Below are 22,452 nucleotides of genomic sequence, written 5' to 3' on the forward strand. Positions count from 1 at the left end.
TGTCTCTATTCTACTATTCTTGAGGCCCCTTGGCTATCGTCTTGACTTGACCAGTTTCTAAAAGGATCAATTCCCGGCGCAAGACCGGTTTTGCCTGCAGGTGGGCCAAGGCTTGTGCATATAATTGCAACTGGATCTCATATTTCGTGACCAGTGCTTGGACATCGGTCACATGATCAGTTTTGTAGTCAAACAAGATCACCCCTTCATCAGTGGTGACAAACCCATCGATGATCCCATGGACTAAGACATCGTCAGCGTGGGTCACCCGCTGATCTTTGGCGAGTTGGGTGAAGACTTGTGTGGCTGGCAGCAACAAGGAAAACGCGACTTCGCGCTGGACGGCATCGGCTTGGGCCAACAACAATTGGCCTAACGGTTCGGTGAAAAAGCGCAACACCGCCGCTTGATCGATTCGCTTGGCCACGGCATCATCGATTTGGCCAGCGGCCACTAAGGCTTTCAATGTCGCCGGTACGCTGATTTGCGGGTCTTGGTGCAGATCCAGGCGTTGTAAAAGCAAATGCGTCGCAGTGCCGACAGCGGTGGCTGCCACGGTTTTAGTCGTTGCAAGAAATTGCGGCTTGGCAAAATCGCTCACATAACGATTGCCCAAAAGCTGGCGATTCGAGCGGACCAATTCTGTATTATCAGGATCTTCGCTGCGGGCGCGTTTGATCTCAGTGACGCTTTGAAACCCAGTGGTTTGCGTTTCGGCTTGATACGGGTAATCCCAATCAAGCCATGCGGATAAATCAAGGTCTAATGGCGGCTGCACGGCTTGTGCTGGCGCCAAAGCGACCGGTGATACCGGCGCTTCCACCGTGGTCGTGAACGCCACCTTGGCCCCATAAGTTTGGATCGCAGATTGGCCGCCGACTTGGGGATGGCGGGCTAAAGCAAGCTTGAACCAGTCAAGGTAGCTATGGGCTGCGGCGCGTAAATTAGCCGGCAACACTTGATGAACGGCTGCTGCAGCCGGCGAATCTTCTGTGAAGCTGGTTTCGTCTTTGACACTGGCGACGATGAATAAGCGTTGTTGCGCCCGGGTCAACGCCACATACAACAGCCGCATTTCTTCGGCAAGCAATTGTTTTTTCTTACTTAGCTTGGCGAGTTGATATTGCGGCAAGGCATAGCGTTCTTGGGTCTGTGGATCGACCCATTGGATCCCGGCCAATTCTGGGGTTAAGATCTGGCGGGCCTTGAGGTCTTGAAGGTTGAACTGCTTATCGGCGGCCATTAAGAACACAACTGGGAATTCAAGGCCCTTGCTGCCATGGATCGTGCGCAGCGAGACGGCGTCGGCATCTGGTTGTAAGCTTACTGGCATCGCCAAGTCTTTGGCTTGTTTTTGCATCAATTCGATGAAGTGGATGAAGGCAAATAAGCCTTTGAAGCCGCCGTTTTCATAAGCCGCTGCCCGAGTAGCCAAGGCGCGTAAGTTGGCTTGGCGCTGCGCCCCGCCTGGCAAGCCGCCGACAAAGTCCAAATAGCCAAACATGTCATAGATCTTCCAGATCAGAGCTACTAATTCGTGCTCGCGCGCAAATGCCCGCAATGTTGCCAGCTGGGTGTTGAAGACTTGGGCTTTGGCATAGGTCGCCTGGCCTAAAGGTGTGGCACTGGGCTGGGCTAAAAAGGCCAGCCAGGCATCATCAAAACTGGCTTGCGGGGCCGCTAAGCGGATCAACGCCAAGGCATCGGCACTCATCCCCACTAATGGTGACCGCAGCACCGCGGCCAAGGCGATCTCTTGGCGCGGATTATCGATCAAGCGCAACAGGCTCATCATCGTCATCAGCTCAGTGGTTTTGAAATAGTTTTGCGCATCAGCGACCACGATCGGAATGTTGGCTTTGGCAAAAGCACTTTGAATCGTGATATTTTGACTGCGCGAACGGACTAGCAAGGTGATATCCCCGTAGCCGATGTGATGGCTTTGCCAATGGCCATCAGCGTCTTGGCCATCATAGATGATCGCTTGAGGATCGTTGATCAAGGTCTTGATCTTGGCGATCACCAATTCTGCTTGGGCAGTGGCTTTGTCCATGGCCGCTTGACTCAGCTCGTCCGCATCTGGATCGACAGTTGGCTGCACCGCGAGTAAAAATTCAGTGGTTGGCGCCCAGTCAGCTGGTGCTTGGAAAGTCGCGCGTTTGAGTTCTGCGTCGTGATCATAGGCCATCTCTCCGACAGCTTGATCCATCAGCTGGCTAAACACAAAATTGGTGAAGTCTAACACATTGCGGCTGGAGCGGAAGTTCTCTGCCAGCACGATGCGCTCACCAGGGCTGTCTTTGGCGCCAAAACGTTGATACTTGGCCAGAAATAGTCGTGGATCGGCCAAGCGAAAACCGTAGATACTTTGCTTGACATCCCCCACCATGAACCGATTGCCGGCACCTGGGCGGCTGATCGCATCCAGCAGTGCTTCTTGTAAGGGATTGATGTCTTGATATTCATCGATCATCAGCTCCGTAAAGCTGGCTTGAAAATTTTCCGCAATCGGTTTGCCGGTTTGCGGGTCTAAAGTATGCAAGATCTTCAAGGCATTATGGGCAATATCGCTGAAGTCTTGGAGCTGCCGGCGCTGTTTTTCGGCCGCAAAAGCCAACAAAAACTCTTGGCACACTTGCCCCAGGGTTTGCATCAACGGATACGCGTGGGTCAAAGCCCGGGTCAGATCTGCCGGCAAGATCTGCATCAGCTCCCCCACGGCATCATTGAAGCGGGCTTTTTGCGCATCACGTTGAGCCTTGGCGTCAGCTTTGACCGCTTTGGCCTCGTCATCGGCGACTTTGGTACGCGGCCAAGTTGGCCAAGCCACAGCATGGATCGCCGCATACGCGTCAGCATAATCAGGGGTTTGCAGCTTGGCGGCGGCGCCTATTTGTTGTTGGGTGGTCATCAGTGCGGCTTGCACTGCAGCTAAGCCTTTGTCATTGGGATCAAGGCTTTGCGCCAAGCGGTCTAGTTGCGCGGCAATATCCGCCAAGGACGTTTGCAGATCCGGCCACAATTGCGTGGCAAAATACTTGCCGAAGGCGGCCGGTGCATATGGCGCGGCTAATTGTGCCAGCCAACGCGTTGGGTCAGTAGTGGTATTGGCAAACCCAGTCAATGCAAAGACTGTCTCTTGCAGGCCTTGATCGTCTTGACCATGCGCAAAGTTATCGGTCAACGCAATAAAGGCTTTGGCTTCATCGCTGGCGTATAAGGTTTCGCGCAAATCCCCCCAGACACTTTCTGCCAGCATGGTGCGCTCCACCTCATCGCTGAGTAAGCGAAAGCCTGGATCTAAGGCGATGGCATAATAGTATTGTTGGACCACTTGCAAACAAAAGGCGTCCAAGGTCATGATCGGCGCGGCATTAGCGATCGCCACTTGTTTGACCAAATGCTGGCGGATCGGATCGGCAAGCGGTGTTTCGGCAACGGCTGCTTTGAGCTTTTTTTGGATCTTGAGCTTCATTTCTGCAGTGGCAGCAGTGGTGAACGTCACGATCAACAGTTGCGACAACTCTGCGCCGGCGCGCAATTCAGCTAAGATCCGCTCGACTAACACGGTGGTTTTGCCTGATCCGGCACTGGCGGATACGAGCACATCGTGGCCGTGATCGTGGATCGCTTGTTGTTGACTTGGGGTGTAATCAGTCATGCCGTTCCTCCTGAAGTTTTTGCATGATCGTCGCTTGATCAAGGGGTAAGACGCGGTGGTAATGGTCAAAGCCAGTCGCCGGGTCAAACGTCATGATCGCTTGATAATCGCTATTAGTGATCGTGGCGGCTTCTTGGTCAAATTGGATCGGCGCCAATGCGATGTTGCCGGCTAAGATCGCCCCAGCCGCTTGGGTGATCTTGCGGCGGTTATGCGCGAGATATAAGCTAAGCGCTTCAGGGGTGATCGCTTTGGTGCTGGTTTTGGCAAAAGAGCCGTCTTTTTTCGTGCCGATCTGGACGATCGGGCTGGCGCCGCTTTGGGTGGTCAATTGGGCATCTAACAACCCGGCTAACATGGTCGCTTCGTCAGCGTCATCCGGCAACACTAACAACCCATAAAGTTTGTAAGCTTTGAATCGCTCAGCGGCGACATCTTGCTGCGCGGCATATTTGATCTGCGGCTGATGCAAGTGAAAATACACCGCCCCGGCTGGATGGCTTTGGCGGCCAGCTGCGTGCAGGCCGTTTTGTACCGCGTCAATATACGTCAGCATCTGCATCGCCACGCCATAATAAGCCTCTTCAGGCTTGAATTGGCGGGCACTGGATTTGTAATCGACGATCAAGAAAAAGTCTTCGCCATTGACGCTGACGGTATCCAAACGGTCGATCTTGCCGCGCACCGTCACACTTTGGTCTACGCCCAGCGGCAATTCTAACGGGGCAAGGTGTTGGCCGCTGCCATCAAAAGGCAATTCTGTGCGCTGCGTGCGGAATTGGCCGCGCCGCTGTTGATCATGGATCGCCGCTAATACCGCCACCAGCATCTTTTTGGTGCGGCCTTGGACATATTGCATTTGCTGGCTGGTCGTTAAGATCTCCCACCCTGGTTCTTGCAGGAGTTGGGTCAACTCGGCTTGGACTAAGCCTGGCAATGCGCTTTTATCCAAATCAGGCAGCGCGATGTGGCGGGCTTGTAAGCGGTTAAAGACGCGGTTGAGGGTCTCATGGTATAACGAGCCGCTATCAGCCGGCGTCAAGGCAAATTCTGCCCGCGGGGTCAAGCGCAGGCCGTATTTGAGGAAATACTCATACGGGTTGCGATAATAAGTCTCCAAACGCGAAACGGATACCGCCAAGTGCCGCCCATAGAGCTTTTGCGCCAATTCGGGATCCAGCTGGCCCACGGCATTGCGATAGTGGATACTGCCGGCTAAGCGTGTGGCTAAGCCAGTGTGATCGCGGGCTTTGATCGCAGCCAATACCGCTTGCCACGCTGGGCCTAAGGCGATTTTTTGATCTGCTGCGGTGCGAGCGGCCACCACAAAATCACTGAGCAAACTGCGTGCCGTCCCTGCCGCTGCACTGACTGGCGTGGTCAACGTGATCGGGCCCCAAGTTTGTTTAGGCAGCTTTAAGGCTTGTTTGAGCCCGGTGTAATAAGGCGAAGGCCGATTTTCACGTTCACCATAAACCGGGTAACTCATGCACACGCTGTCTTGTGCAGCCATGATCGCTAAGTAGTTGATGAATGGATCCCCTAAGCTGGATTGCGGCCCATTGATCGGCAGCCATGCAGTTTCCGGCAGCTGCGGCTGTAATTTTTCCCGGTCTTCTGCCGTCAATAAGCCCAGATCAGCAGGCACATCCGGCATCACCAAACTAGTCGCGCCGATGACAAAGACATGCGAGAAATTTGGCAAGCGCGTCAGCGCGGTTTCAGACACCACCACTTGATCCAGCGTTGAAGGGATCTGCGTAAATGTCGCGCTGGCAAACCCAGCGGTCAATAAGGCCTCAAATTGCGCTTGATCAAAATCCTGATCCCCTAAGATCGCGACATAATCATCTAATAATGCGACGAAGGTTTCCCAAGCTTGCTCGCCAGTTTGACTGGCAGTCAAGTCCCCTGAAGCGATCGCCGCTTGCCGGCGCGCATCAAGTTGGGTGACGACGCCTGCTTGCAGCAGCCAGTCGTATAAGGCACTGGCGGCTTGTTGGCCGGTGGCGGCTTGTTGCCAGGCAGCAAATAATGGCGGGATCGTGGTTTGCACAAACCGCCGGATCACATTGATCTGTTGGGTCTTTTCATCATCAGCTAAAATGTGATCATCATCGATGCGGCGGCGAAAATATTGCCAATCCTGCTCTTTGAGCCACCAAGAGCCATTCATTCCCGTTCGCAACAAGTGGTTATCGCAAACATCCACGGCATCGCGAAACGCCGCCAGCTCCATCCCCGCCGGCACCACTAACTCGGTGCGCAAAAACCGCATCACATCTGCATATTGATAGTGGTGCTGGCGCAAGGCAAATAGGCTGTCCAGCAAGGCGACCAGCGGATGGTGTTGCATCGGGCGTTCGCGATCAGTAAACACCGGCAGCTGATATTCAGCAAATACCGGCTCGATCAAGTCTTGATAAGGGTCTAAGTGGCGTGCGATCACCAAAAAATCACGATAGCGCGCTCCCGCATGGACCGCTTGATTGATCTGTTGCGCCACATGCCGCAACTCAGTATAAGGGTCTTGGGCCTTAGCCAGTTGCACTTGATCACCCACCGCTGGCGGCGCTGGCAGCGGCTGCATCGCGGTGTCCGCAATGAAAAACGCTTCAGTCGCGCTGATTCCTGCTTGGACCTGGCGACGGTTGGCGGTGATCGCCCCGAGTTCCTTGACCCCTAAGCGCAACGCCGCCAGGTGCAAGCGGTGATACAAGCGCTTGGCTGGCAAAAACAAATCAGGCGCTTGCGGTGAGCGGTCTGCTGGTGTGTCAGCCGGCAAAGTCAAACACATCGTCACCTGCTGCGCGTGTTGCATCAAGGTTTCGACCAGGTTTTGTTCGCTGGCAGCCAGTTCGTTAAAGTGGTTCAAAAAAAAGTAGGTATGGCTCAAATCGCGGGCCGCCAAGTCACTGGTCAACGCGGCCAACAAGCTGGGTTCGGTGGCAAAGGGGCCGATGGCGGCTTCATAAGCTTTGAGCATCACGGCCAAGTCATTAAATTTGGCGCGATGGCGATCACCGACGGCTAAGGCGGCAGTGGCGGTTTGTAAAATTTCCGCATCGATGCGCCCAAGGCTCAATTCACTGAGTTGATCGGCTAATTTGGCGACAAACCCCGGTGCATGGGCTTCGCCTTTGAAAAGCTGCAGCTGATCGACATTTTCAGCCAATAAGCGCGCAACTAACATCGTATTGCTGGCGCGGTCTAATCGCGGCTGGGCGTAGATCGGCTGGTCCTTGAGAAAATACCAAGCCAGGCGGGAAAAGGAAAATGTTTGCACATGACTGGATGCGACGACTGCCCCAGCAGTTTCGCGCAAACCTTGCAACAGGCTCACTTCGGCGTCGAACTTGACGTGGTTTGGCACCAGGTAAAAGATCTGGGCTTGCGGGTCTGCTGCCAACGTTTGTTTGAGCTTGGTGATCACCGCTTGGCGGTGGTCTTTAGTCGCCGTGCCAAGAATGAATTGGATGGCCATCGAACTCCCCCTTTTTTATCGTTTCTAAGTTTAGCACAACCTAGTGCCGCCACGCGCTTTGGGGTATGATTTAAGAGAATGCTTAAGGAGAGATGACATGTTAAAAGCCAGTGGCGAAAGTTTCGCTAAAATCATTTTGATCGGAGAACACGCCGTCGTTTATGGCCAGCCCGCCATCGCCTTGCCGGTCAAGTCGATCAAGTTAACGGCGACGCTCATTCCGCGGGCGGATCAGCAGCAATTGATCGCCTCGACGTTTTATCACGGGCCGCTGGCTGCGGCCAACACCAGCAATTTTGCGGGGATCGCCCATTTATTGCGCGCGTTATTGACGTTTTTTGGGGCGCAGCAGCAAGGCTTTGACCTCAAGATCGTCAGTGACTTGCCGCCAGAACGCGGCATGGGCAGTTCTGCTGCCACGGCGACGGCGGTGGTACGGGCGATGTATCAAGCGTTTGCCGTGCCATTGCCGCATGCGACACTATTACGGTGGACGGCGATCTCAGAAAAATTATTACATGGCAATCCCAGCGGCTTAGATGCTGCAACGACTAGTGCCCAGCGCCCGCAATGGTTCGTCAAGCACCAAGCGCCTCACGCGATCGCGTTTCCCAGTAATGGGACTTTGGTGATCGCCGATACTGGGGTGGCAGGACAAACCAAACAAGCCGTGGCTGCCGTGGCCGCGCGGCTAAACGCCGACCCGAATCGCTATCAGCCAAAAATCACCGCGATCGGCCAAGCGGTCCGCCAAGCGGCGATCGCTTTAGCCGATGACCAGCTATGCGCTTTAGGCCAACAGCTGAATGTGGCGCAAACGCAGCTGGCCGCGTTAGGGGTGAGCACCCCGGCCTTGGATCATTTGATCCAAGCGGCGCAGGCAGCTGGGGCATTAGGGGCTAAACTGACCGGCTCTGGGCTTGGCGGCTGCATGATCGCCTTGGCCAAAGACCATGCCGCAGCGCAAGCGATCGCACAAGCGCTGACTGAAGCTGGGGCATCGGCAGTTTGGCAATACGATTTTGCCCAAAGCGAGGAGCACTCATGAAAACTGTAACAGCGCGTGCGCATACCAATATCGCCTTGATCAAATACTGGGGTAAAAAAGATCCTGAGTTGATCTTGCCTTATACTAGCAGTGTCAGTTTGACCTTGGCAGATTTTTATACGGATACCACGGTCCACTTTGAGCCGCAACTCAAGGCGGATCAATTCACCCTGGATGGCATCAGCCAACCCACCGGCAAGATCAGCGCCTTTTTGGACTTGGTGCGCCAGCAAGCCGGCTTGTCTGCTTCAGCACGGGTCGAATCCCATAACCATGTGCCCACTGCCGCCGGTCTGGCCAGTTCTGCTTCGGCGTTTGCCGCTTTGGCACTTGCTGCTAGTCGTGCCGCCGGGTTGGCACTGTCTGCGCGTGACTTGTCGCGGCTGGCGCGTCGGGGGTCTGGTTCAGCCAGCCGCAGTATTTTTGGCGGGTTGGCACTTTGGCAGCGCGGCGATGACGATGCCACCAGCTTTGCAACGGCCTTGCCCAAGCCGGCATTGCCGCTGGCGATGATCGTGGTGTTAGTGGATGCTGGGCCCAAGCCGGTCGGCTCGCGAGCATTGATGGCTAACACTGTGGCGACGTCGCCGTATTATCCCGCCTGGGTCAGCACCAATGAAAAAGCCGCCCAAGCCATGGTCGCCGCTTTGGCTGCTGATGATTTTGCGACGGTCGGCCACTTGACGGAACAAAGCAGTATGCAAATGCATGCGACGATTTTGGCAGCCGATCCCGCCTTCACCTATTGGCAGCCGGAAACCTTGACGGCTTGGTCTTTGGTGCGGCAGCTGCGTGAACAAGGCGTGCCGGCTTATGCGACCATGGATGCCGGGCCAAATGTCAAAATTTTGACGCTGGCGCCTTATGTGGCACAAATCAAAGCGGCTTTGGCGCCGACTTTTGGCCAACGCTTGTTAACGACTGGCCCAGGTCCGGCAGCCCGAGTCTTGACGGAGGTACCTGATGACTGAATCCCAACAATCACATCGCAAGGATGAACATGTCTTTTTAGCCGAAAAATATTTCCAACCCCAAGCGCAAGCAGGCTTTGACCAGGTGCGGCTAGTGCATACCCCACTGCCGGAAACTGCCGTGGCCCAAGTGGCTTTAGCCCCTGCTTTATTTGATTGGCAATGGCCGTTTTTCATTAATGCGATGACTGGCGGTTCCACGCAAACCGGGGCGATCAATGCCAGCTTAGGCCGCATTGCCCATGCGTGTCACTTGCCGCTTGCCAGCGGCTCACAATCCGTGGCGCTGCGTGAACCGGATCTGATCCCCACCTTCACCGCGCTGCGCCAAGCTGATCCTGACGGGTTTATCCTCGCCAATGTCGGCGCCGGCGCCACTTGGCAACAAGCGCAAACGGCAGTGGCGATGCTTGACGCGAATGCCTTGCAGATCCATGTCAACGCGATCCAAGAAGCGGTGATGCCTGAAGGAGACCGGGATTTTCGCTGGTTGGATGCTATCGCAGCCATCGCTGCACACAGTGATGTGCCGGTGATCGTCAAAGAAGTGGGTAATGGCATGAGCAAAGAAGCCTTGGCGCAACTGGCTCAAATCGGCGTGGCGTATGTGGATCTTGGCGGCCGCGGCGGCACTAATTTTGCGCAGATCGAAAATGCGCGGCGTGCAGAACCTACGGCTTGGTCAGCGCTAGCCGATTTTGGCCAATCGACGGTGGAATCGCTGCTTGAAGCCCAAGACAGTACGCTGACGGTGATCGCTACTGGCGGCGTGCGTGCGCCGTTAGATATCGTGAAAGCTTTGCGGTTAGGGGCCAGTGCAGTCGGCATCAGCGGGCAAGTGCTCCACTGGTTGATCCAAGAAGGTGAAGCTTTTGCCCAAGCTCAACTCGCCGCTTGGCAAGCCGCGCTGCCGGTATTATTTGCGGCATTAGGGGCCAGCGATCTCGCCAGCTTACGGCAAGTGCCGGTGGTGTTAGCCCCCTCGCTGCTCAATTATGCCAATCAACGCCAGTTAAAGCTGCCTTGACGCTGCGCAATTCGCCGCTGGCTGCTACTTGATTTTAAAGTGGCAGCCAGCGGCTTTTTTTGGTGCGAGGCAAAATATTTCTTTTCTTAAGGCTTCTGGGATATGATGGCGTGAAAGGAGGGATTTTAATGTTACCATTGACCCCTGAATCGATCACCGCCGCATACCGAGATGACGAGATTTGGAACACTGCTTTGACCGTCCAAAACGATCCGACGCATTCCCGGTATGTTTTGATCTCTGACTTGATGACCGCTGGTGCTGATTGGTATTTGGATGTCGTGCGGGTGGCTGATTATTGGCAGGTATTAGCTGCCGGCGGCTTGGCCATGGCGCAAACGGCCGCCGCCTACGCGCATGTTTATCGCGGGCATTATTGGTTTGACCGTGATCGGGCCCAAGCTGAGTTTCACGCGCATCAACACGTTGCTTTGAGCCAATGGTTAGGTGCGGGGTTTGCGGATGTGGTCATTGCCGCGATCGACACCCACGACATTAGCCGATTCAGCTGGCTTGAACAGCTCAAGTGAGCCCACTTTGCCGGGCTGGACAAGTGCTGTCGGGTATGGCATACTGATTAACAATTTGAGCTAAAATTTGTTAATTAATTTTCAGCCGTGACTGGAGGATTATCAAATGCATTACGAAGAAGACTGTATTGGTCGCCTGGCAGTGCCAGACGATGTGCTATATGGTGTGCATACCTTGCGCGCTTTAGACAATTTTCCCATTGGACCACAAATCGTCCACCCGGCGCTGATCCAAGCGCTGATCATGATCAAACAAGCGGCTGCCGGGGTCAATCAAGCTGCCGGCACGCTTTCAGCACCAATAGCGCAGGCGATCGATCAAGCATGCTGGCAATTGCGTCAGCATGCGCATCCTGAGGCGTTTCCAATCGCCGCGATCCAAGGCGGTGCCGGCACGTCGACGAACATGAATGTCAACGAGGTGATCGCCAAGTTGGCCACCCAGCTCAGCGGCGTCACCATCCACCCCAACGACCATGTGAACCAAAGTCAATCGACCAATGACGTCTACCCCACTGCTGGTAAAATGGCTTTGCTGCAGCTGCTGCCAGCTTTATTGGCAGCCGTTGCGCAATTGACGCAAACCTTGCGGCAAAAAGCGGCGGCGACCCAAACGGTCTTGAAAGTCGGCCGCACGCAGCTACAAGATGCGGTGCCAACCACTTGGGGGCACAGTTTTAACGCGTATGCCAGTATGTTCACCCGCGATCTTCACCGTTTGCGGCAAGCCGCTGGCGGTCTTAAAAGCGTCAATTTAGGCGCTACGGCGATCGGTACCGGCGTCAATGCCAGCGACTATTATCGACACCATATCGTGGCTGCCGTCAGTGCTTGCGCGAATTTGCCTTTGCAGCCAGCAGCAGACTTGTTTGACGCCACTCAAGACGTGGATGTGTTGGTCACCTTTTCGGCGGCGTTAAAGGCTTTAGCGGTGAATTTGAACAAGTTTTGTAATGACTTGCGCCTGTTAGGCAGCGGCCCGCAAGCCGGGTTCAACGAACTTCGCTTGCCGGCTCGCCAAGCTGGCAGTTCGATCATGCCAGGCAAAGTTAATCCGGTGATCCCAGAAGCGGTGAATCAAGTGTGCTTTGCCGTTATCGGGCAAGATGTGACCGTCACCATGGCTGCTGAAGCCGGCCAGCTGGAGTTGAATGCGTTTGAACCAGTGATTTTTGCCAGCCTTTTTACCAGCATGACCCAACTCACTCAAGCCGTGGGGATGCTCAGTACCAAGTGTGTAGCGGGCCTGCAAGTCAATGCCGGTGCTTGTCGTGCGCAAGTTGAACATTCTGCGATTGCCGCAACGGTATTGGTGCCATATTTAGGTTATGAGCGCACCATGCGCTTGATCAAAACGGCATTGGCGACCGATCAAGCGGTGCCAGATTTATTAGCCAAACAGCAGCTCTTGCCGCCGGCGACCATTGCCCAGATCTTTAGCCCGGCGAGTTTGACCGGCCAAGCCCCAGCGGCAGCTGCAGTTAATCAATAAGCCAAAAAAACAAGCGGCTGAGACATAAAGCGGTTTTAGCCAATAACGCAAGCGGCTCTGCACCATGATTCAGACTGAATCGCGGTGCAGAGCCGTTTGTGTTACTTGGTGTTGCTTTATGAAACGCGACTGTGTGATTGAGGTCTCGCCCGCTTGTTTGTGTTGGCGCCAAGGCTGCGAATCAATGACGCAGGCCTTTGGGATAAAGGTTCTTGATCGTTTGATTGACCAATTTACCAATGGCAAAGCCTTTGTCTTCACAAGTTAATAAGACATAATGCTTGCCGCTTAAGGCACTTGGCAACAATTCGCCATGCCGATAGCGTAAATACTCCGCTTGCGAAACTTTGACGACTTGTTGAAACGCGGCAGGCGGCAAGGCAGTGGCCAAACTGTGTGAGGGTTCAAAACGATTCTTTTTGAAAGTCCCCAGATGCAACCCTGCCCGCACGATGCGCACATGCCGCCAATCCAAAGCCGTTTCAGGCACGGCAAACAATTGGTCTTTAACCGCCAACAAGTGTCCGCTAGGCATTTGCGTCAAGTTGGCTTTGACAAAGGTGTCAAAGTCCCGGCGCTGCGTAGCGCTTAAGCGCCCCCATTGCGGGTCATAACGCTTCACTGAGGCTTGGCCTGCTTTGACAAAGCGCGCCACAAAATGCCCTTCGCCGCGTAATTGGTGCGGCCATAAGCGCGCTGTATTGGCCACCGCCGGGTCGTTATCGGCCCATTTTGGCCGGCCTGAGGCAATGCCAGCCGGCTTTTGGATCGGGACTAATGTCAGCGGTAATTCGGCATTGGCCCAAGCGGCAATCTGTTCGTCTTCTTCTGGGCTGAAGGTACAAGTCGAATATACCAAGACCCCGCCTGGGCGCAGCATTTTTTCAGCCATCACTAAGATCTCGCGTTGGCGTTGCGCGCAAGCCGCCGGGTAATCTGGCGTCCAATATTGCATGGCGTCTGGATCTTTGCGAAACATGCCTTCACCAGAACACGGCGCATCCACCAGGATCTTGTCGAAGGCTTCTGGCCATGCTGCGGCTAAGCTGTCCGGGTCGTTGTTGGTGATCAAGGCATTGGTGATGCCAAAGCGTTCGACGTTGCTGGCTAAGATCTTAGCGCGGCTGCGATTGATCTCATTGGTGACGATCAAGCCTGACGCCCCCATAAAACTGGCAATGTGGGTGGTCTTGCCCCCTGGTGCCGCGCACAGATCAAGCACACGCTCGCCTGGTTCAGGTGCTAACACAGTGGCGACAAATTGTGCGCTGGGTTCTTGGCTATAAACAAATCCGGAGACATGCTCGATGTCATTGCCAGCTACTTTGCCATAATGGCCCCAAGTGCTCCAGGGGATAGCCGGGCCGCCAAGCGCCAATGGAGCGGCTGGTTTCAAGGGATTGATGCGATAGCCGGTTTCGGCAGGTTGTTGAAACGTGGCGAAAAATGCGGGTGCTTCTGCACCTAATAAGCGTTGATATTTGGTTTTGAATCCTTCTGGAAAGTCCATTAACGGCTCCCTTCTCGATGGTAACGGGCGCGCAAGCCATAATAGGTGCCAGACACGTTGACGGCCCATAAGGCGGCGACAAAAATGAGTAATCGGCTGTAGTCAGTCAGATAAAACGCACTGGTAGCAATGATCACACCGATCACCGCGACGACTGTGGCATGCAGCGCTGCTTTGGCCCATAAGCCGCGCAAGAAACGTCCGCCCAGTGTCGGATCCATACCGCCGACTTGGCGCATCGGCGCCATGCGCCCTAAAAGCCAACTTAAGCCAAGCGTGACTAAGCCTAAGGCGATGCCAGCTGCGATCGTTGGCAAATGTTGGGTCCACCAGTTGGTTTGGCGGTCGCCTTTGCCATAATGATATTGACTGGTGCTGGCAGCTTTTAATACCTGCTTGAGTTTGCCAGTTTGTGCTTTGATATTTTGGCCATCAGCGATCACCGTCAAATGATGGATGGTCGGCGCAGTCGTGGCGGCACTGGCATTCAAAAACTCCCCTGCATTCAAAGGACTGTCCAATCTGGTGGCGACGATGCCGATCACCGGAATATAGCGGTTATCTTGGCGCCAGTAGCGCTGATTGCTGCCTTCATACAGGGATTTGGTTTGGGCCCGGCCGATCACCGCAACTGGCAAACTAGAACGCAGATCAGCGTCGGTAAACCACTGGCCTGACGTCACCGGCAGGGTGGCGTAATCACCGTGGCCGTAAAAATAGACATGCTGATCCGTTTGTTGAAACTGGACTTGCAGATTATTCAGTTTGGCCTCGGTCAACTTAACCACCGCTTGAGCTGGGGTCATGGCCGCTTTGGTGTGAAAAATCACGGCATTTTCGCTCAAGCCGTTATTCGCCAAGCGATCCGCATATTCTGCTTGATCATATGCCGACCACGTCAAGCCCGCCAAAACCACGACAGCCAGCCAAAGCAGGTCGATGAAAAATAATCGTTTCAAAAGGGCCTCCTTTTTAGCGCATCAAATAGATCCGCTCGTTAATGGCATCAAATTGCGGCAAGGCGCGATTCAATGCCAATAGCCGCCGATCTGCGACAAATCGCGCTTGAGACCAAAATAAGCGGCTATTGGTCGCCCCGTTGCGTTCCCCTATGACAAAAAAAGCCAGGCCGCTAAAATGTTGGCGCAACGTGGTCAAAAACTGGACATCGTTCAAATCGTGATCCGGGCTCCAAGCCATGACCACGGCATCCACCGCATGGCCGTATGTCCATAAAGCGGCAGTCGCACCAAGCGGCTGCAGCACCACTAACGGGTCTTTGCCGGTCACATTTTCCCCTGTCCAGCTTAACGGGTCGGTGGTGATCACCTGATTGCCTTGTGCTTGCAAGCCGGCGCTGATGTAGCCGTTGCCAGCGGCGACTTCCAAATAGCGTTGCGGGCCAAACAATTGCTGCCAAGTGGCAAACAGGTGCTGGGTGACAAATGACCACATGCCAAAATGATACGCCACGTACTGGCGAAAATTGCGCAGCATGGCATCCAATGCCTTGATCGCAGCCGGATCACGGCCAAGCAAGATGGCTTGTGCATAATCGCCTGGGGTCACCCCTAAGCGCGGCAGCGGCGTTTGGGGTAATTCGTGGCGGCTCAAGGCGTCTCGCACTGCCGCTGCTGCGGTGACTTGTTTGGCGATGGCAGGGATGGCGACGGCATGGTTCAATTGTAGTAAGCGCGGCCAATAGTCCAAGTATGCGTGCTCCTTTCGACAGAAAAAAACCGCCTGGGGCGGTTTTAGTGGATCCCTAACGCCATTTTGGCATAACGGCTCATTCGCTCTGGACCCCATGCTGGGTACCAAACCAAATGGATCTCGACAGACTTGATCCCATCGATACCAAGTAAGGCACGGTGAATATCATCATCCAAGATGTCCGTCAACGGGCAGCCCATGGTCGTCAAGGTCATTTCAACATCGCAATGACCGTTTTCGTCCAGATCCACCCCATAAATCAACCCTAAATTGATCAAGTCGATTCCTAATTCTGGATCGATGACCGTTTCTAGAGCTTCGAGGATCTCACCTTTCATCTTGTCGAAATAAGCGCTGTCGGTAGTCGTCGATTCTGGTTCTGTCGCCATAAGCGCGGCCTCCTGTCTACTTTTCGTCGGCTTTCAAAACACCGCCAACGGCATAATGCTCTTTTTGCATCTCGTTCAAGACGACATGGATATGTTCCTTAGGCGCGCCAGTATTTTTGGCGATCGCCTCAGTGACGTCTTGGACCATCTGCCGCAACTGTTCGCGTGATCGTCCTTCGATCAGCTCGATGTGTACGAGTGGCATACGATCCCTCCTTCAACTTGTATGCAACCATTCTAGCACAGGATGCCTTGCAAGACCATCTTCGGTATAATAGACAAAAAAGGAGTTAGAATATGCCAATTCGCAGTTCATGTACCAGTATCTTGATCGGAAAAAATGCCAGCGCAGACGGATCTGTAATGATCGGGCGCAATGAAGACAGCAAAGCCGCATGGCCTAAGCACTTGGTCGTGCGGCCAGCGCAGGCAAAAGCACAAACCTTCACGTCAAAAGCCACCGCTTTTAGCCTCACTTTGCCGGCTAATGCGCTGCAATATACTGCCACCCCTGAATGGACTGATGAGTTCGGGGTGTTTGAAGAAGCCGGGATCAACAGTGCCGGCGTGGCGATGAGCGCCACCGAAAGTGCCTATGCGAATGCGCGGGTGCTGGCGTATGATCCTTTTGTTGCCCAAGGGATCCTTGAAGAAGCCATGGTGACCGTCGTGCTGCCTTATATCACCTCTGCCAAAGCGGGGGTCCAGCGGTTAGGCAAGCTGGTGGCGGCTTATGGCGCTGGTGAAGCCAATGGGGTGTTGTTTGCCGACCATGACGAAGCGTGGTATATGGAAATCGCCACGGGACATCACTGGGTCGCCGCGCGGATCCCTGATGATCAGTATGCAGTCGTGGCCAATCAATTAGCGATCCAAACAGTCGATTTTGCGTCACCAGATTTCATGTTTAGTGCCGGCTTGCGTGATTTTGCCCAAAAACACGATTTGTGGCAACCGCAAACTCCATTTGATTTTCGCCGGATCTTTGGCACTGATTCTGAGTTTGACCGCATTTACAACACGCCGCGGGTATTCGATGGTCAAAGACGCTTGACCCCTAGCCGCCCAGCCGAACCCACCGCTTCTGACTTGCCATTCACGCTGCGGCCGGATTTGCCGCTGCATGTTGAAGACGCATTTGCAGTATTAGGCAGTCATTATCAAGAAACCAATTATGACCCCACAGATCCTAATGCCACTGAAGGCCACCGGTTTCGCCCGATCAGCCTGGCACGGACGCAAGAAGCGCATGTGTTGCAATTGCGGCCGCAATTGCCCTACCCCATTGCCGACATTCACTGGCTGGCGCTAGGAGTCGCTGCTGAAAGCCAATTTGTGCCATTTTTTGCTGGGGCGACGGCATTTCCAGATGATTATCGCCGCGGCGGCTTGCCTGCCGGCTTGGATTCCGCTTATTGGCAGTACAAGCTGGCTGGGGTCTTGATCGATGCCCATTTCAAACGCTTCAGCCGCGACTTGGACGCTGTGCAGCAGCAAACTCACGCCAAGCTTTTAGCCAGCATCGCGCAAGCCGATCAAGCCAGTGCAGGACTTAGCGCCAGCGACTTAGCCGCTTTGGCGACTACCGCAAGTGCGGCGAATGCCGACATTGCCCGCAGTGCATGGCAAGCGTTTACGATGCAGCTATTACAAACGAGTACTGACTTGAGTCCGTTGAATTTTAACACGGATGCGAATTTGTAACCTGCAGTGATCGCAAATGCACGCACGCCAATAAACGCCTTGGGACCGCGATCCTTAACCGAATCGCGGCCTCAAGGCGCTATTGTCTTGGGCGAAAACCGCTTCGCGGCTCCGCCGGTTATTTTGAGCTATAAAAAGGTGAATGGATCGGTATTCAAAGCGGAAGGCAAGACGGTGATCGGCCAGTCGGCAGTTGCAGCCCAATCTTGGAGCATTGATGCGACCTGCTTTTTCATAATGGCTTCAATATGGTGCCCGGGATCGATCACCGGCAGATCATACGCAAGCATGTCATGGCCGGTGTGATAATAGACATCCCCGGTCACATACACATCTGCCCCGGCTAATTGCGCTTGCCGGAAAAACTTGCCGCCATCCCCGCCTAAAACCGCGATATGGCGAACTTGCCGGTTTAAGTCAGTGGCGATCACACGCAAGCCGGCAAGGGCAAAAGTAGTTTTAAGCTGCGCGGCAAAATCCGCTAAGCGCAGTGCTTGCGGCAGCTCGCCAATGCGTCCCATGCCCGCTTCCGGGCCGTCATCAATGAAAGGACGCACAGCGGTAAGCTGCATTGCTTGCGCCAGCCAATCGTTCATCCCGCCGGCAGCACGATCCAAGTTCGTATGGGCAGCGTACACCAAAATCCCATGACGCACACATTCCGCATACATTTCATTTTGCGGCACCGCAAGATCTAAAGGCTGCACTGGGCGAAACATGGCTGGATGGTGCGCGAAGATCATATCCGCCCCATTAGCGATCGCTTCTTGGACCACTTCTGGGCGGACATCTAACGTGACCAATACCTTGTGCACGGGTTGATCCAAGCGGCCGATTTGTAAGCCGATCGGATCGCCTGGTACCGCTAGAGCTTGCGGGGCAAATTGTTCAAAACGGGTGATCAAAGTTTCAGCGCGCATCGCGGACCTCCTGCAGCAACTGCAGCCGAGCGGCTTCTGCGGCCACTTTTGCCGGCGCAAGCTGGTTGGCTTGACGCAAGCCGGCAAGAATATGCTGCGATGTGGCGATCAAACGATCTAATTGACGCAGAAATAACGGGCTGCGCTTTTGGCGCAAGACTGGCCCGAGCAAGAGATCGGCTTCGGTGTACGGGACTTCGGGTTTGGTTTGGCCCGCAACGATGATGGGATAAACATGGCCATCATCTTCCAGCAAGTCCTCATCTAAGATCCCAAATTCATGCGCAGCCAGCCAGGCGCGAACCGTGTAGTCATCTCGATTAGGCTCTAAGATCAAGCTCTCGGTGCCATCAAGATGGTCAGCCCCTGCCGTTAAGATCTCTACCATCAGCTGGCCGCCCATCCCGGCGATGATCACGGTATCGATGCCGTCAGCCGGCGTAATGCCTTGCAGCCCATCTGCTTGGCGGACAACGACCAGGTCTTGGACTTGTGCGTGCGCCACGTTGGCTTGTGCGATCGCACAAGGACCGGCGCCAATATCGGAAGCAACCGCGTATTCAATCGATTTGGCTTGGGCTAAGGCGATCGGGATATAAGCGTGGTCGGTACCGATGTCGGCGATCCGGGACCCAGGTTCAACGAAATCAGCAATGCTTTGGAGGCGTTTGGATAAATGAATGGTCATGATTTTCTCCTTTAAATAATTGCACTTCCTTAAGTATACAAAAAAACCGCCGAAAACGGCGGTTTTCTTTTGCCTATTCCAGGAAATCTTTGAGCTGCTTGGAACGGCTTGGGTGGCGAAGCTTGCGCAAAGCCTTGGCTTCGATCTGGCGGATCCGTTCGCGGGTCACACCAAAGACTTTCCCAACTTCTTCCAAGGTCCGCGTCCGGCCATCATCCAAACCAAAACGCAGCCGCAAGACATTTTCTTCACGGTCAGTCAAGGTATCCAGCACACTTTCCAGCTGCTCTTTGAGCAATTCATAGCTGGCGTGGTCTTCTGGTGAAGTGGCATCTTGGTCTTCGATGAAGTCGCCTAAATGCGAATCATCCTCTTCGCCGATCGGCGTTTCCAAGGAAACAGGTTCTTGCGCGATCTTTAAGATCTCGCGGACCTTTTCGGTTGGCATGTCCATTTCTGCCCCAATTTCTTCAGGCGTCGGTTCCCGGCCGAGATCTTGGAGCAGCTGGCGTTGGATCCGGATCAACTTGTTGATGGTTTCCACCATATGCACAGGGATCCGGATCGTCCGGGCTTGATCCGCGATCGCACGGGTGATCGCCTGGCGGATCCACCAAGTGGCGTAAGTGGAAAACTTGAAGCCTTTACGGTAGTCGAACTTCTCGACCGCCTTCATCAGCCCCATATTCCCTTCTTGGATCAGATCCAAAAACTGCATGCCCCGACCGACATAGCGCTTCGCAATGGAAACCACGAGTCGTAAGTTGGCTTCGGCTAGCCGTTGTTTGGCTTCTTGGTCGCCTTGTTCGATCTTGAGCGCCAAAGCCACTTCTTCGTCGGCGGTCAGCAAGTTGACCCGGCCGATCTCTTTAAGATACATCCGCACCGGATCATTGATCTTAACGCCGCTTGGGGCGGTGAGATCTTTCATTTCTTTTTTGGTGACGGCTTTGGTCCGCTTGAGGGCGTGCGTGGTCGGGTCACCATTCTTGTCGACGATCGAGATCCCGTTGTCTTCTAAGCGCTGCATCAAGTCATCAACGGCTTCGCTTTTCAACGAAAAAGGCTTGACGATTTTATCGACTAAGTCGTCGTTGGTGATCTGCTTTTCTTTTTTGAATTCTTTGATCACTTTTTTAACCGCAGCATCATATTTTGGATCTGTCTTGGTCGTCTTTTCAGCCATTAAAGTTCCTCCTTCGAGGCGGTTGCCCGTCTCCTTAAACGTTACTGTTGGTCTTATATGCGCGCATCAAGTTGACATATTGAATACTCAACTTCGTGACGCCGGCCTTATCTCCCAGTTGCTGCGCTTGGCGCAACGCCTGTTTGACTTGTTGCAATTGTGAAAACGTCTGATTCGTCGCGATCAGCGCGATCAAATCATCGATCAGCTCTGATTCCGGCTCCGGCAGTTGCGATTGCATCGAAACGTCAGTTGCCGTGGTCATCAACTCCGGTGGGATCTGATCCAGATAAGCGGCGAAGTCAGGTTGTTGGGTCGTGGCCGCATAAGCGATCCACGCATCAAACAACTGTTGATACGCCGGATGGGCAAACTTAAAATCCTGGGTATGCAACTGGCGCGCGATCAGCGGTTCTTGCCAAGCATAATAAAGCAATTCCCGTTCTGCCCGCTCAAACTTATCATAATGCGGCGCAGCGCTGACCGCCACTGCTGGCGAAGCACCATAATCTTCAGGGTATGGCGCTTCTTCTGGCGGCGGCGGAGCTTGCGGCATGGGTGCTGCTTGCGGCAATGATAAGCGCAAGTCTTCAACCGCCACGTTGGTCACCGCGCTGACTTGTTGCAAATAGATGGTTTGCGCTGCAGGTTCGCTGACGCGCGCGATTTGCGGCAAAGCGGCATCGATATATGCCAGGCGATCGCGATCATTGGTCATATCTTTGCCACTGGCCATGAACTGCAACTGGAAAGCCAAAGGCGTCAGCACTTGGTGCAGCTGCGCTTGAAAGGCAGCCGCCCCGCGGGCTTTGATATACTCATCAGGATCTTGTTGATCCGGCAGTACGACCACGTTTGTTTCTAAGCGCGGATGATTCTCGACTAATGCTAAAGCCCGGGCAGTCGCCTTTTGTCCTGGGGCATCACCGTCATAGCAAATGATCAATTGCCGGGTTTGATGGGCAATGATCTGCACTTGCTCTTGCGTCAAGCTCGTGCCCATCGAGGCGATCCCTACTGGAATGCCTGCTTGATAAGCCGCGATCACATCCATAAAGCCTTCAAACAAGATCGCCGCACCATAGCTTTTAAACTCTGACTTAGCAGCATCAAGATTGAATAAGACATTGCGCTTGTTAAACAAGCTGGTTTCTGGACTATTGAGATACTTGGCTTGTGCAGATCCTGATAACACACGGCCAGAAAAGCCGATCACCGCGCCAAAGGCATCTTTAAGCGGGAACATGATTCGGTCCTTGAACCGCGCATGCAGCGCCCCAGTGTCATCTTCAACAAATAACCCGCTGGCTCGCTGGGTCGCATAATCGACGCCTTGTTTTTCTAAAAATGCTCGGATCAAGTCGTTGTCTGCCGGCGCATAACCGATCTCGAAGTGGTCGATCGTTTCGCGACTCAAGCCGCGCTTGGTGAGGTAGGCCAATGCAGGTTCGCCGCTGACTGTGTTCACCAACACGTGGTGGCACAAGTCGGTGACTTCCCGCAACAGTGTCTTTTGCGCCGTCTTGGCAGGATCTTCCGGCTGTTTGGCGTGAGCAGGCGTGATCGCAACTGGGATATGCACATACTCAGCAACTTTTGCCACGGCTTCAGGAAAGCTCAGGTGGTCATAATCCATCACAAAGGTGAAGACATTGCCGCCGCGGCCACATGAGAAGCATTTGAAGATCTGCTTAGATTCATTGACCGAAAAAGACGGCGTTTTCTCCTCGTGGAAAGGACAGACCCCAAAGAGGTTTTGCCCTTTAGACTGGAGCGATACATACTGGCCAATATAATCAGCGATGTTGACGGTGGTCCGGATCTGATCCACCGTCGCTTCCGGAATCATGCTTGCCACACGCTCACTCCTTTCCAACCACAGCATAGCGGTAAAAAGTCGCACTTCGAGGTGAAATGCGACTTCATTGACCGTTTCGTTGCACAATAATGCAACCTATAGTATAGCTGATATCTGCCGAAAACGCAACCCTTGAGGACGCTGACACCCATGCTTAAGTGCGGCTTGTTTCGCTTTGGGTTGGCGTCGAGCTGCACAAGCCAACGGGGTTGTAGGTAAGTCGTCTCGGTCACGCGATGGCGTTGCCATCGCGCACCCAAGTTGCCTGATG

Annotated in this window: 17 protein-coding genes; 6 read left to right on the top strand and 11 right to left on the bottom strand. The window is 54.1% G+C overall.

Annotated features, from left to right (window positions below; translation table 11 throughout):
- Positions 1 to 13: 13 nt before the first annotated feature.
- Both addA and EKM91_RS02560 read right to left on the bottom strand, forming a co-directional pair.
- A complete protein-coding gene (gene addA, locus EKM91_RS02555) occupies positions 14 to 3,661 on the bottom strand; it encodes a helicase-exonuclease AddAB subunit AddA (RefSeq protein ID WP_125749305.1) in 3,648 nt (1,215 codons plus the stop codon).
- Complete coding sequence (locus tag EKM91_RS02560) at positions 3,654 to 7,145, bottom strand: PD-(D/E)XK nuclease family protein (RefSeq protein WP_125749307.1); 3,492 nt, start codon at positions 7,143 to 7,145, stop codon at positions 3,654 to 3,656. Before EKM91_RS02560 ends, addA begins: the two co-directional genes overlap by 8 nt.
- Before the next feature lie 97 nt (positions 7,146 to 7,242).
- Here EKM91_RS02560 and mvk point away from each other — a divergent pair, with 97 nt between their 5' ends.
- The 5 genes from mvk to EKM91_RS02585 all read left to right on the top strand — a co-directional run bounded on the left by mvk (position 7,243) and on the right by EKM91_RS02585 (position 12,213).
- Complete coding sequence (mvk, locus tag EKM91_RS02565) at positions 7,243 to 8,193, top strand: mevalonate kinase (protein ID WP_125749310.1); 951 nt, start codon at positions 7,243 to 7,245, stop codon at positions 8,191 to 8,193.
- Positions 8,190 to 9,164 (top strand): diphosphomevalonate decarboxylase, encoded by a 975-nt coding sequence (gene mvaD / locus EKM91_RS02570; RefSeq protein WP_125749313.1) that lies wholly within the window; start codon positions 8,190 to 8,192, stop codon positions 9,162 to 9,164. Before mvk ends, mvaD begins: the two co-directional genes overlap by 4 nt.
- Positions 9,157 to 10,191, top strand: coding sequence for a type 2 isopentenyl-diphosphate Delta-isomerase (gene fni / locus EKM91_RS02575; RefSeq protein ID WP_125749316.1), 1,035 nt, complete (start codon positions 9,157 to 9,159; stop codon positions 10,189 to 10,191). The genes mvaD and fni overlap by 8 nt, the downstream gene beginning before the upstream one ends.
- Positions 10,192 to 10,319: 128 nt before the next feature.
- The gene (locus tag EKM91_RS02580) at positions 10,320 to 10,721 is read left to right on the top strand and encodes a hypothetical protein (RefSeq protein WP_125749319.1); all 402 of its coding nucleotides are present in this window, start codon (positions 10,320 to 10,322) and stop codon (positions 10,719 to 10,721) included.
- 106 nt (positions 10,722 to 10,827) lie between these two features.
- Positions 10,828 to 12,213 (top strand): aspartate ammonia-lyase, encoded by a 1,386-nt coding sequence (locus tag EKM91_RS02585; protein ID WP_125749322.1) that lies wholly within the window; start codon positions 10,828 to 10,830, stop codon positions 12,211 to 12,213.
- A 181-nt stretch (positions 12,214 to 12,394) separates the two neighbouring features.
- On the opposite strand, the gene EKM91_RS02590 is transcribed toward EKM91_RS02585, so the two are convergent.
- The 5 genes from EKM91_RS02590 to EKM91_RS02610 are packed head-to-tail and all read right to left on the bottom strand — an operon-like array spanning position 12,395 to position 16,030.
- On the bottom strand, positions 12,395 to 13,723 hold the full coding sequence (locus tag EKM91_RS02590; RefSeq protein ID WP_125749325.1) for an RsmF rRNA methyltransferase first C-terminal domain-containing protein: 1,329 nt from the start codon (positions 13,721 to 13,723) through the stop codon (positions 12,395 to 12,397).
- Positions 13,723 to 14,682, bottom strand: coding sequence for a hypothetical protein (locus EKM91_RS02595; protein WP_125749328.1), 960 nt, complete (start codon positions 14,680 to 14,682; stop codon positions 13,723 to 13,725). Before EKM91_RS02595 ends, EKM91_RS02590 begins: the two co-directional genes overlap by 1 nt.
- 13 nt (positions 14,683 to 14,695) lie before the next feature.
- Positions 14,696 to 15,433 (bottom strand): SAM-dependent methyltransferase, encoded by a 738-nt coding sequence (locus EKM91_RS02600; RefSeq protein ID WP_125749331.1) that lies wholly within the window; start codon positions 15,431 to 15,433, stop codon positions 14,696 to 14,698.
- A 44-nt stretch (positions 15,434 to 15,477) separates the two neighbouring features.
- Positions 15,478 to 15,825, bottom strand: coding sequence for a metal-sulfur cluster assembly factor (locus EKM91_RS02605; protein ID WP_125749333.1), 348 nt, complete (start codon positions 15,823 to 15,825; stop codon positions 15,478 to 15,480).
- Positions 15,826 to 15,841: 16 nt separating this feature from the next.
- Complete coding sequence (locus EKM91_RS02610) at positions 15,842 to 16,030, bottom strand: 2-hydroxymuconate tautomerase (RefSeq protein WP_125749336.1); 189 nt, start codon at positions 16,028 to 16,030, stop codon at positions 15,842 to 15,844.
- A gap of 92 nt (positions 16,031 to 16,122) precedes the next feature.
- Between EKM91_RS02610 and EKM91_RS02615 the strand changes: the two genes are divergently transcribed.
- Positions 16,123 to 17,529, top strand: coding sequence for a C69 family dipeptidase (locus EKM91_RS02615; protein ID WP_125749339.1), 1,407 nt, complete (start codon positions 16,123 to 16,125; stop codon positions 17,527 to 17,529).
- 128 nt (positions 17,530 to 17,657) lie between these two features.
- Here the strand turns inward: EKM91_RS02615 and EKM91_RS02620 are convergent, their stop codons facing one another.
- The 4 genes from EKM91_RS02620 to dnaG form a co-directional block, all read right to left on the bottom strand.
- Positions 17,658 to 18,449 carry a Nif3-like dinuclear metal center hexameric protein gene (locus EKM91_RS02620; RefSeq protein WP_125749342.1) on the bottom strand — a complete coding sequence of 264 codons (792 nt, stop codon included), beginning with the start codon at positions 18,447 to 18,449 and terminating at the stop codon, positions 17,658 to 17,660.
- Positions 18,439 to 19,137 carry a tRNA (adenine(22)-N(1))-methyltransferase gene (locus EKM91_RS02625; RefSeq protein WP_225419435.1) on the bottom strand — a complete coding sequence of 233 codons (699 nt, stop codon included), beginning with the start codon at positions 19,135 to 19,137 and terminating at the stop codon, positions 18,439 to 18,441. The genes EKM91_RS02620 and EKM91_RS02625 overlap by 11 nt, the downstream gene beginning before the upstream one ends.
- Positions 19,138 to 19,210: 73 nt before the next feature.
- Entirely contained in the window at positions 19,211 to 20,323 is a 1,113-nt protein-coding gene (gene rpoD, locus EKM91_RS02630) for an RNA polymerase sigma factor RpoD (protein WP_125749348.1), read from the bottom strand.
- A 34-nt stretch (positions 20,324 to 20,357) separates the two neighbouring features.
- Positions 20,358 to 22,172, bottom strand: a complete 1,815-nt coding sequence (dnaG, locus tag EKM91_RS02635; RefSeq protein WP_125749423.1) for a DNA primase — start codon at positions 22,170 to 22,172, stop codon at positions 20,358 to 20,360.
- Positions 22,173 to 22,452: the final 280 nt, after the last annotated feature.

It is taken from the genome of Lacticaseibacillus baoqingensis, assembly GCF_003946165.1.
Lineage (GTDB): Bacteria > Bacillota > Bacilli > Lactobacillales > Lactobacillaceae > Lacticaseibacillus > Lacticaseibacillus baoqingensis.

Bases quoted from the DNA above. Each gene is read 5' to 3' on its own strand.
- addA (WP_125749305.1), bottom strand. From the start codon at position 3,661: ATGACTGATTACACCCCAAGTCAACAACAAGCGATCCACGATCACGGC.
- EKM91_RS02560 (WP_125749307.1), bottom strand. From the start codon at position 7,145: ATGGCCATCCAATTCATTCTTGGCACGGCGACTAAAGACCACCGCCAA.
- mvk (WP_125749310.1), top strand. From the start codon at position 7,243: ATGTTAAAAGCCAGTGGCGAAAGTTTCGCTAAAATCATTTTGATCGGA.
- mvaD (WP_125749313.1), top strand. From the start codon at position 8,190: ATGAAAACTGTAACAGCGCGTGCGCATACCAATATCGCCTTGATCAAA.
- fni (WP_125749316.1), top strand. From the start codon at position 9,157: ATGACTGAATCCCAACAATCACATCGCAAGGATGAACATGTCTTTTTA.
- EKM91_RS02580 (WP_125749319.1), top strand. From the start codon at position 10,320: ATGTTACCATTGACCCCTGAATCGATCACCGCCGCATACCGAGATGAC.
- EKM91_RS02585 (WP_125749322.1), top strand. From the start codon at position 10,828: ATGCATTACGAAGAAGACTGTATTGGTCGCCTGGCAGTGCCAGACGAT.
- EKM91_RS02590 (WP_125749325.1), bottom strand. From the start codon at position 13,723: ATGGACTTTCCAGAAGGATTCAAAACCAAATATCAACGCTTATTAGGT.
- EKM91_RS02605 (WP_125749333.1), bottom strand. From the start codon at position 15,825: ATGGCGACAGAACCAGAATCGACGACTACCGACAGCGCTTATTTCGAC.
- EKM91_RS02610 (WP_125749336.1), bottom strand. From the start codon at position 16,030: ATGCCACTCGTACACATCGAGCTGATCGAAGGACGATCACGCGAACAG.
- EKM91_RS02615 (WP_125749339.1), top strand. From the start codon at position 16,123: ATGCCAATTCGCAGTTCATGTACCAGTATCTTGATCGGAAAAAATGCC.
- EKM91_RS02620 (WP_125749342.1), bottom strand. From the start codon at position 18,449: ATGCGCGCTGAAACTTTGATCACCCGTTTTGAACAATTTGCCCCGCAA.
- EKM91_RS02625 (WP_225419435.1), bottom strand. From the start codon at position 19,137: ATGACCATTCATTTATCCAAACGCCTCCAAAGCATTGCTGATTTCGTT.
- rpoD (WP_125749348.1), bottom strand. From the start codon at position 20,323: ATGGCTGAAAAGACGACCAAGACAGATCCAAAATATGATGCTGCGGTT.
- dnaG (WP_125749423.1), bottom strand. From the start codon at position 22,172: ATGATTCCGGAAGCGACGGTGGATCAGATCCGGACCACCGTCAACATC.